Annotated in this window: 9 protein-coding genes; 4 read left to right on the top strand and 5 right to left on the bottom strand. The window is 67.9% G+C overall.

Features of this window, described 5'->3' with window-relative positions; genetic code table 11:
- Window positions 1–675: MFS transporter (locus tag AC1DQP_RS12060; protein ID WP_478051669.1), on the top strand; the 675-nt coding region annotated here is incomplete at its 5' end.
- Between the two features lie 538 nt (window positions 676–1,213).
- Here AC1DQP_RS12060 and dksA read toward each other — a convergent pair.
- Entirely contained in the window at window positions 1,214–2,464 is a 1,251-nt protein-coding gene (gene dksA / locus AC1DQP_RS12055) for an RNA polymerase-binding protein DksA (protein ID WP_457318736.1), read from the bottom strand.
- A 272-nt stretch (window positions 2,465–2,736) separates the two neighbouring features.
- On the opposite strand from dksA, the gene yidD reads away from it, so the two are divergent.
- Genes yidD through AC1DQP_RS12040 form a run of 3 tightly spaced genes read left to right on the top strand, consistent with a single transcriptional unit; the run spans window position 2,737 to window position 5,187 of the window.
- The gene (gene yidD / locus AC1DQP_RS12050; protein WP_256774727.1) at window positions 2,737–2,994 is read left to right on the top strand and encodes a membrane protein insertion efficiency factor YidD; all 258 of its coding nucleotides are present in this window, start codon (window positions 2,737–2,739) and stop codon (window positions 2,992–2,994) included.
- A 1-nt stretch (window position 2,995) separates the two neighbouring features.
- The gene (locus tag AC1DQP_RS12045; protein ID WP_256774726.1) at window positions 2,996–4,342 is read left to right on the top strand and encodes a dihydroorotase; all 1,347 of its coding nucleotides are present in this window, start codon (window positions 2,996–2,998) and stop codon (window positions 4,340–4,342) included.
- Window positions 4,343–4,389: 47 nt separating this feature from the next.
- Complete coding sequence (locus AC1DQP_RS12040; protein WP_457318749.1) at window positions 4,390–5,187, top strand: M23 family metallopeptidase; 798 nt, start codon at window positions 4,390–4,392, stop codon at window positions 5,185–5,187.
- Between the two features lie 317 nt (window positions 5,188–5,504).
- Here AC1DQP_RS12040 and AC1DQP_RS12035 read toward each other — a convergent pair whose 3' ends face one another.
- The 4 genes from AC1DQP_RS12035 to AC1DQP_RS12020 all read right to left on the bottom strand — a co-directional run bounded on the left by AC1DQP_RS12035 (window position 5,505) and on the right by AC1DQP_RS12020 (window position 9,101).
- Window positions 5,505–6,212 carry a squalene/phytoene synthase family protein gene (locus AC1DQP_RS12035; protein ID WP_478051668.1) on the bottom strand — a complete coding sequence of 236 codons (708 nt, stop codon included), beginning with the start codon at window positions 6,210–6,212 and terminating at the stop codon, window positions 5,505–5,507.
- A gap of 124 nt (window positions 6,213–6,336) precedes the next feature.
- Window positions 6,337–7,026 carry a phosphoglycolate phosphatase gene (locus tag AC1DQP_RS12030; protein WP_457318740.1) on the bottom strand — a complete coding sequence of 230 codons (690 nt, stop codon included), beginning with the start codon at window positions 7,024–7,026 and terminating at the stop codon, window positions 6,337–6,339.
- The gene (ubiG, locus tag AC1DQP_RS12025) at window positions 7,010–7,741 is read right to left on the bottom strand and encodes a bifunctional 2-polyprenyl-6-hydroxyphenol methylase/3-demethylubiquinol 3-O-methyltransferase UbiG (RefSeq protein WP_256774722.1); all 732 of its coding nucleotides are present in this window, start codon (window positions 7,739–7,741) and stop codon (window positions 7,010–7,012) included. The genes AC1DQP_RS12030 and ubiG overlap by 17 nt, the downstream gene beginning before the upstream one ends.
- A 16-nt stretch (window positions 7,742–7,757) precedes the next feature.
- Window positions 7,758–9,101, bottom strand: a complete 1,344-nt coding sequence (locus AC1DQP_RS12020; RefSeq protein ID WP_478051667.1) for a TRZ/ATZ family hydrolase — start codon at window positions 9,099–9,101, stop codon at window positions 7,758–7,760.
- Window positions 9,102–9,207: the final 106 nt, after the last annotated feature.

The following is a 9,207-nucleotide window of genomic DNA, read 5'->3' as shown; positions in this document are numbered from 1 at the left end:
GCGGTGGGCTGCCTGGCGGTGCTGCGGGTGTCMGAGCCGGTGCACGCCGGCCCGGCCGCGCCGATCTTCAAGAGCATCGCCGAGGGCGGTCGCTTCGTGCTGGGTAACCGGATCATGGTCGGGGCGATGGCACTGGACATGTTTTCGGTGCTGCTGGGCGGGGTGGTGGCGATGCTGCCGGCGTTCCTGCATGAAATCCTGCACCACGGCCCGGAAGGGCTGGGCATCCTGCGCGCGGCACCGGCACTGGGGTCGGTCTGCGTGGGGCTGTGGCTGGCCCGTCGTCCGCTGCAGCGCAATGCCGGGCGGGTGCTGCTGTGCGCGGTGGCCGGGTTCGGCCTGTGCGTGATCGGCTTCGGCCTGTCGCACAGCTTCTGGCTGTCGGCGCTGATCCTGCTGTTCTACGGGGCGTTCGACGGGGTGTCGGTGGTGATCCGCTCGACGATCCTGCAGTTGGCCACACCCGAAGCGATGCGCGGCCGGGTGTCCTCGATCAACGGGATCTTCATCAGTTCCTCCAACGAACTGGGTGCGTTCTACGCCGGCACGATGGCCAAGCTGCTCGGGCTGGTCCCTGCGGTGGTCCTGGGCGGTTTCGCGGTGCTGAGCGTGGCCGGCGTCACCGCCTGGAAGAACCCCACCCTGCGCAACTTGAACCTGCGCGACCTGCAGTAGCTACTGATCGCTCGGCATGCCGTTGACTGTGCGCTGAAAAGACGCTCTGCCTGGTACAGAAACGGAGAGCAAAGGCGGCGAGTGCTTACCTGCACTGATTGGCGCGGGTACGGGTGGGCTGGCGGGACACGCCGTAAATCCATCCGTGGAGGCTCGCGTGCGCCATCCATGGCGCCCAACGGTCCCACCAACCTACCCGTACCCGCCCCGGAGAGTTCTCGGTGGCCATGGCAAGGCAGAGCGCGATGACCCGGCGCACGTGCCGCGCTCTTTCGTTGCGCACCAGCACACGGTCAAGGGCGGGTACGGGTRGGYTGGYGGGACCGTYGKGCGCCATGGATGGCGCACGCGAGCTTACAAGGACGTACTTGCAGCGTGTCCCGCCAGCCCATCCGTACCCGCCCAAGCCAGCACAGGCGCACACCCAGAGCAGTTGACCTGGTTGTGTCGTTGACCTGAGCGCATGACTTGAAGAAAAAACCAAAAAAAAACCCGGCCGAAGCCGGGTTTCTCTGTGCATCCATCAACAACCAGGCAATCAGTCGCCCTGCTGCTTCTGCAGGTGCTCCCAACGCTCCTGGGCGTCGATGGTGCGTTCGGCGGTCAGACGGGCTTCCAGACGATCCAGGCCGATTTCCTCGCCCGTATCGACACAGTAGCCGTAGTCACCGTCTTCCAGGCGCTTGAGCGTGCTGTTGATCTTGCCGATCAGCTTGCGGTAACGATCGCGGGTACGCAGTTCCAGCGAGTTCTCKGTCTCGCGGGTGGCGCGCTCGGCTTCATCGCCGATATCACGCACTTCTTCCTGCAGGTTCGCGATGGTCTGCTTGGATTCCTCGACCAGATCATTGCGCCAGTGCTGCAGGCGCTGGCGGAAATACTCCAGCTGCAGCGGGCTCATGTATTCCTCTTCCGCACTCGGCTTGTAGCCGTCGGGCAGGATCGGACGACCAGTGGCTTCGTCAGTCTTGTATTCCACCACCTTGACCTTGGTGCGCGGAGCCGGAGCAGACGAGCGCGCTGCCACGGCAACGGCGACCTTGCCGACCGGACGCGACACAGGCTTGGGGGCGGACTCGGACTTGACGGGGGTTTTTGCAGGCGATTTCGAAACGGGCACGGGATTCTTGTTTTGCGGGGCTTTCGAGGCGGGGGCTGCCGCTACCGGCGCCGGCGCGGACGCCGGAGGGGTAACAGGCTTGGCCGCGGACTTGGCCGGGACAGACTTGGCCGGTGCCGGCGATGCCGGCTTCGGTGCGGACTTCACTACGGGTGCTGCAGCCGGCTTGGACGCCGACCTGGTTGCCACGGGCTTGCTGGCAGTCTTGCTCGCCTTCACCGGCGCGGGCGACGGCTGTTTGGCCGCAACCTTCTTCACCGGGGTCGGCTTGGGAGCCGGCTTGGACACAGCCGGCGCCGCGGATTTCTTCGCGACGGTCTTGCCGACCGCGGCCTTCTTCACCGGCGCCTTGGCGACCGGCTTGGACGGCGCAGCCTTCTTGGCCGCCGCTTTCTTTACTACCGGCTTGGTGGCAGCCGCCTTCTTCACCGGGGTCTTGGCGACCACCGGCTTCTTGGCGACGGCTTTCTTCGCCGGCGTGGCCGGTGCCTTGGCCGTGGATTTCTTTACGGGTGCCGTCCTGGCCGCCGGTTGTTTGGATGCAGGCTTGCCAGCCGGCTTGGGGGCCGGTTTTTTGGCAACGGACTTGGCCGCCAACTTCTTAGCAACAGGCTTGGCGGTTTTCTTGGCGGCCTTGACGGCCTTCTTTGCAGTTTTTTTAGCAGCCACGAAACGCTCTTCCTTGGTTTCCCCGGGGCCCGGGAAAGCGGGCCTTTATAGCCTACCCGACCAGCAGCAGCAACCACACCGCCTACTCCGTTCAGCCCCGGAGTCACAAGGGGTGCGGCCGATCCGCCSATCGAGCGGACCGACCTGCGCCGTTCGGCACCTGACCCGGCCAGCAGCCGGGGCGGCCCGCCACGCGCGTGGACGCGGAGGGGAGCCAACGCCCCATCCTGCGACAAATGCGGCCTTCATGCCAACTGCTCTAAGATTGGCGGGTGATCTCACGCCTGCTCATCGCCCTGCTGCGCTTCTACAAGCGCTTCATCAGCCCGTTGCTGGGGCCGCGTTGCCGCTTCATGCCCAGCTGTTCTGAATACGCCATGCAGGCCATCGCCACGCATGGGCCCGCGCGCGGGAGCTGGCTGGCCGCGCGCCGGCTGGGCCGTTGCCATCCCTTCCATCCCGGTGGCATCGACGAGGTGCCGCCGCGCGCCACGGACGACGCCGCCTGCCGCTGCACAGGAAAACACTGAAATGTCCTCCACGCTCATCGTCAACGCCCGCCTGGTCAACGAAGGTCGCATCAGCGACGGCGACCTGCGCATCGAAAACGGCCGCATCGCGCAGATCGGCGCCGGCCTGGAGGCCCGCCCGGGTGAAACCGTCGTAGATGCCGCCGGCCGCTGGCTGCTGCCGGGCATGATCGACGACCAGGTGCACTTCCGCGAGCCGGGCCTGACCCACAAGGGCGACATCGCCACCGAATCGGCCGCGGCCGTGGCCGGCGGCCTGACCAGCTTCATGGACATGCCCAACACCAATCCGCCGACGCTCAGCGCCGACATCCTGCAGGCCAAATACGACGCCGCCGCCGGCCGCGCACGCGCCAACTACGGCTTCTACATGGGCGCCAGCAACGACAACCTGGCCCACATCCAGTCGCTGGACCCCAAGACCGCACCGGGCATCAAGGTGTTCATGGGTGCCTCCACCGGCAACATGCTGGTGGACAACCCGGACACCCTCGACGCGATCTTCCGCGACGCGCCGACCCCGATCATCACGCATTGCGAAGACACGCCGATGATCGATGCCAAGGCCAAGGAGTACGCCGAGAAGTATGGCGACGCCCTCAGTGCCGAACAGCACCCGGACATCCGCTCGCGCGAGGCCTGCCTGAAGTCCTCCGAGCTGGCCGTCTCGCTGGCCAAAAAGCACGGCACCCGCCTGCACGTGCTGCACATCTCCACCGCCGACGAACTGAAACTGTTCGAGCGCGGCCCGCTGATCCGTGCCGATGGCAGCCGCAAGCAGATCACCGCCGAGACCTGCATCCACTTCCTTCGCTTTGACCGCAGCGATTACGCGCGGCTGGGCAACCTGATCAAGTGCAACCCGGCCATCAAGGAAGCCAGCGATCGCGAGGCCCTGACCCGCGCCGTGGCCGAGGACGTGATCGACGTGCTGGCCACCGACCACGCCCCGCACACCTGGGAAGAGAAGCAGAAGCCCTACCCGCAGGCACCGTCCGGCCTGCCGCTGGTGCAGTACGCGCTGGTCGCCGCGCTGGAGCTGGTCCACGAAGGCAAGCTGGACATCACCCAGGTGGTGCAGAAGTTCGCGCACGCTCCGGCGCAGCTGTTCGATGTGAGCCAGCGCGGCTACCTGCGCGAAGGCTACTTCGCCGACCTGGTGCTGGTGGAAGACGTGCCGTTTACGGTCAAGCGCGAAGATGTGCTGTCCAAGTGCGGCTGGTCTCCGTTTGAAGGCATGACCTTCCGCTCGCGCATCGCCTCGACCTGGGTCAACGGCGAACTGGCCTGGGACGGGACGCAGCTGGTCGGTGCGCCCAATGGTCAGCGCATGAGCTTCGACCGCTGATGCGTGCACGGGTCTTGAGTGTCGGCCTGCTCCTGGCAGGCGGTGTGATGGTGGGCGGCATGCTGCCCTCGCCCGCCTCGGCGCAGGCGGACGGTCGCGTCGTGTTTACCGCCAGTGCGTCGCAGGGCGCGATGGTGATCGGCAAGGTGCCGGCCGGAAGCGTGGTCCAGTACGCCGGCCGCAGCCTGCGGGTGAGTGGCTATGGCAGCGTGGTGTTCGGCATCGGGCGCGACGAGAAAGGGCCGCTGCAGCTCCAGGTACAGCGCCCCGACGGCGGCAGCGAGACGGTCAGCATCGCGGTGACCGCGCGCGACTGGCCGACCGAGCGGGTCAACGGCGTGCCGCCCAAGACCGTCAACCCGCCGCCAGCAATTGCCGAACGGATCAAGCGCGAGCAGGCCCAGGTCACCGCCGCGCGTGCGCGCGACGACAACCGCACCGACTTCGCCCAGGCCTTCATCTGGCCGGTGCAGGGCCGCATCAGCGGCCGTTTCGGCAATGCGCGCGTCTACAACGGCCAGCCCGGCGCGGGTCACTCGGGCATGGACATCGCCGTGCCGACCGGCACCCCGGTGAAGGCACCGGCGGCCGGCGTGGTCACCTTCGCCGGCCCGGACCTGTACCTGACCGGTGGCACCTTGCTGCTGGACCATGGTTTCGGGATCAGCTCGAACTTCCTGCACCTGTCGCGCATCGACGTGAAGGTCGGCGACCGCGTCGAACAGGGCCAGGTCATCGCCGCCGTCGGCGCCACCGGGCGTGCGACCGGGCCACACCTGCACTGGGGCATGAACTGGTTCGACACGCGGATCGATCCACTGCTGGTGCTTGAACGCGGCAAGTGATGGATGCATGCGGCAGGTAAGCTGCGCGCGCGGCAAGCGAGTTGTGCGCGGCCGGTACGGCGCGCTGTGAGGGTCGGTTCCCGAACGACCGCCGAGGGCGGTGCACCATCCGGTTACGCATGATCACTGACGAAAGCGCTGCTCCGGCAGCCGTCATGCGCCCCAGTGTCGATCAACACGGCCGGCGGTCGTTCGGGAACCGCCCCTACCGGTGCGCGCCTGCCGGTGCCGACGCACGCAGGCGGTGAATGCCTCCCGAGGCCGCCACACAGAGGCGGTGCCTCCTGTTGCCGCCACATCTACAGGGTGGCGCCAGATCAGCCCCGACCGGCCCACCACGTGCGCAGCAACGTGCGCATCGGCGTTACCTTGAGCTCGCGGCCTTGCGCGCTGGCCTGCAGCCGCGTGCGTGCCAGGGAGGCATACATGCGACGTACGCGCGGACCGGCGACACGCGCCGGCCATTGGGCCAGCAGCTGYCGCGCCCACTGCTGGGCGGCGGTGTCGCCGTCGACGTCCAGCAGCGAGCGCGGTACCGCCGCCACGCCCGCCTCCTGCAGCCGCTGCGCCAACGTCTGTACCAGCACCGGGGCGGCCACGTCGCCACGCGCCGGGGTGTCGAACATCACCGCTTCCACCGCCGCCACTGCCGCTGCGTAGGGCTGCAGCGCACGCCGCGCCTGCGCCGGCTCCAGCGCGGCTGCGCGCGCATCGATCAAGTCCGGCAGGGTGTCGGCCAGCGCCGTCCACGGCGCACGCACCGGCTCCAGCAGGCGCCCCAGCGGATGCCGCGAGCGCTGCGCGGCCCAGCTGCGCAGTTCTTCGCCCCACCACGCCAGCTTGGCGTCGGACGGGGTCGGGTCGCCGTTGGTGTTGAGGATGTCGTCGAACTCCTGCAGCAGCGTGAACCATGCCACGGCCAGGCTGCGCTGCGCCTCGGGCACGAACGGTTCGGCCACCGACCATTCCGGCCAGCGGGTCCGCCACTTGTCCAGGAAACTGTCGAGGGCGCTGGAAGTTGTCACGGGAAATCCTTGGAAGTGATGTGCCGACCAACCGTCGGCGGCTACCGGGGTGTGCACCGGCCGATTGCCGGTGCATGCCTGGGTTGCGTTGCGCCTCGGCCCACGGCCGATGCCTGGCGGGCGATCAGGCGCGTGCCACCGGCCAGGCGTCAGCCCGCTGCAGCTGCGCGGGCTGTTCGATCATGCACTCCGCGCCCCACGCCAGCGGGTCGTCGGCATCGAGCCGGTAACCCCACAGCGCGGCCACCGAGGCCATGCCGGCGGCATTGGCAGCGACGATGTCGCGTTCGTCATCGCCCACGTAGATGCAGGTGGCCGGGTCGATCTGCAGGCGCTCGGCTGCGGCCAGCAGGGGCAGCGGATGCGGCTTGCGCTGGGCCAGGGTATCGCCCCCGATCAGCACCTTGCAGCGACTTTCCCAGCCCAGCTGCGGCACGATCAGACGGGCCAGGTATTCCGGCTTGTTGGTGACGATGCCCCACACGCAGCCGGCGGCATCCAGCGCATCGAGCATGCCTGCCACGCCGTCGAACAGCGTCGCGTACTGGCCGATCAGGCCTTCATAGCGCTCGAGGAACTCCGGCACCAGCGCATCGCGCTCGATCTGCCCCAGTTCCGGGAAGGCCACCGACACCATCGCTCGCGAGCCCTTGGAGACCACCGGACGCAGTGCGTCCAGGGTGGTCGGCGGGCGCTCGCGCGCGGCCAGCATCGCGTTGGCCGTGGCCAGCATGTCCGGCGCGCTGTCGAGCAGCGTGCCGTCCAGGTCGAACAACACCGCCTGCGGGAAACCAGACTCAGACACGGGCGGCATCGTCCGGCTTGACCGCATGGGCCAGGTAATTGATGTCGGTGCGCGAACTCAGGCGCGCGCGGTTGCGCCACGGTTCGTAGGCCATGCCGCTGACGTCGCGCAGGTTGAAATCGGACGCGCGCAGCCACTTGCCCAGCTCGGCCGGCTTGATGAAATCCTGGTAGTGGTGCGTGCCCTTGGGCAACAGCCGCGCGACGTACTCGGCGCCGACGATGGCTACCGCGAAGGCGGCCGGGGTGCGGTTGACCGTGGACAGGAACAGTTGGCCACCGGGCTTGAGCAGACGGTGGCAGGCGGCGATGATCGCGCCCGGGTCCGGCACGTGCTCGAGCATTTCCATGCAGGTGACCACGTCGAAACTGCCCGGCTGTTCGGCGGCCAGGTCCTCGGCGGCCTGCACGCGATAATCCACCTGCACACCCGATTCCAGGCTGTGCAGCCGCGCCACCTTGACCAGTTCCGGGGCCAAGTCGATCGCGGTGACGTCAGCGCCCTCCTTGGCCAACGCTTCGCTGAGCAGGCCGCCACCGCAGCCGATGTCGAGCACGCGCGCACCGCGCAGCGTGACGCGGCTGGCGACGTACTGCAGGCGCACCGGATTGAGCGCGTGCAACGGCTTCTGCGGGCCGTCGACGTCCCACCAGCGGTTGGCGAGGGCGGCGAACTTGTCCAGTTCGGCCTGGTCGAAATTGGTGGAAGCGTGCGGGGTAGTCATGGGAATCCTTGGTGCATCAAGCGCGGATGTGGCGGATGCGCTCGCGCCACTGGCGGGCGTTGGCGACGATCGCCGCAGTGTCCATGCCGACCAGCTCGCGCTGGACCAGCTTGGGCTGCCCGGCGATCCAGACATCGCTGACCTGGTGGCGGCCGGCGGCATACACAAGCTGCGACAGCACATGGTGCAGCGGCTGGGTTTCCAGCGCGGACAGGTCCACGCAGACCAGGTCGGCCTGCTTGCCGACCTCGATCGACCCGATGCGGTCGCCGAAGCCCAGCGCGCGCGCACCGCCCAGGGTAGCCGCGCGCAGCGTGGTAGCCGCGTCCAACGCGGTCGCATCGTTGGCCACGRCCTTGGCCAGGATCGCCGCCGTGCGGTTCTCGCTGAACATGTCCAGGTCGTTGTTGCTGGCGCAGCCATCGGTGCCGATGGCCAGGTTCACCCCGGCGCGCTGCAGGGCGCAGGCCGGGCAGAACCCGGAGGCCAGTTTGAGGTTGGATTCGGGGCAATGCACCACGCTGACGCCACGCTCGGCGCACAGGTGGATTTCCGCTTCGGTCAGCTGGGTCATGTGCACCGCGATCAGGCGGTCGTTGACCAGGCCGAGACGGTCCAGTCGCGCCAGCGGGCGTTGGCCGTGCAGCTTGATCGAGTCGCTGATTTCCTGTGCGGTCTCATGCGTGTGCAGGTGCACCTGCATGTCCAGCTGGTCGGACAGCATGCGCACGCGCTCGAAGTTGGCGTCGTTGACCGTGTACGGCGCGTGCGGGGCAAACGAGGTGCCGATCAGCGGGTCGTTGCGCCACTGGTCGTGCAGCTCGCCGGCCTTGGCGAAGTACTCGTCGTCGGTCTTGGCCCAGGCGGTGGGGAAATCAATGATCACCGCACCGACCAGCGCGCGGAAACCGTGCTGCTTGTAGACCGCGGCCTGGACGTCGGAGAAGAAGTAGTTTTCGTTGGCGCAGGTGGTGCCACCGCGCAGCATCTCGGCGATCGCCAGGGTGGTGCCGTCGGCGACGAACTCCGGTCCGATCACCGCCGCTTCCACCGGCCAGATGTGCTGCTGCAGCCACACCATCAGTGGCAGGTCGTCGGCGACGCCGCGCAGCAGGGTCATCGGGTTGTGGGTGTGCGCGTTGACCAGGCCCGGCATCAGCGCCGCGTCGGGACGCGAGACGGTCTGGACGGGGGCGAAACGCGCACGGGCCTCGGCGCGCGGCAGGATCGCGATGATCTCGCTGCCACGCACAGCCACGGCGTGGTCTTCCAGCACCACCGCATGCGGTTCGATCGGGACCACGTAACCGGCTTCGATCAGCAGGTCACAGGTTTCGGGAATGCGTGCGGTGTCGGTCATGCGGGCTCACTTGTCTGGGCGGACGACCCGAAGGTGTGGGCGACCGGGACGCTCTGGAACGGGACGCTCTTGACGTAGCGCCGGCCGTTGGTCGGCTGCGCGTGGC

This window comes from Stenotrophomonas sp. P5_A8, from assembly GCF_056400545.1.
Note: the sequence above shows the minus strand (reverse complement) of the source record. Positions and strands in the feature narration are given on the sequence as shown.

What these genes read in the sequence shown, in the direction of transcription:
- AC1DQP_RS12030 (WP_457318740.1), bottom strand. Translation starts at nt 7,026, where the DNA reads ATGCCGCCCGTGTCTGAGTCTGGTTTCCCGCAGGCGGTGTTGTTCGAC.
- ubiG (WP_256774722.1), bottom strand. Translation starts at nt 7,741, where the DNA reads ATGACTACCCCGCACGCTTCCACCAATTTCGACCAGGCCGAACTGGAC.
- AC1DQP_RS12040 (WP_457318749.1), top strand. Translation starts at nt 4,390, where the DNA reads ATGGTGGGCGGCATGCTGCCCTCGCCCGCCTCGGCGCAGGCGGACGGT.
- AC1DQP_RS12045 (WP_256774726.1), top strand. Translation starts at nt 2,996, where the DNA reads ATGTCCTCCACGCTCATCGTCAACGCCCGCCTGGTCAACGAAGGTCGC.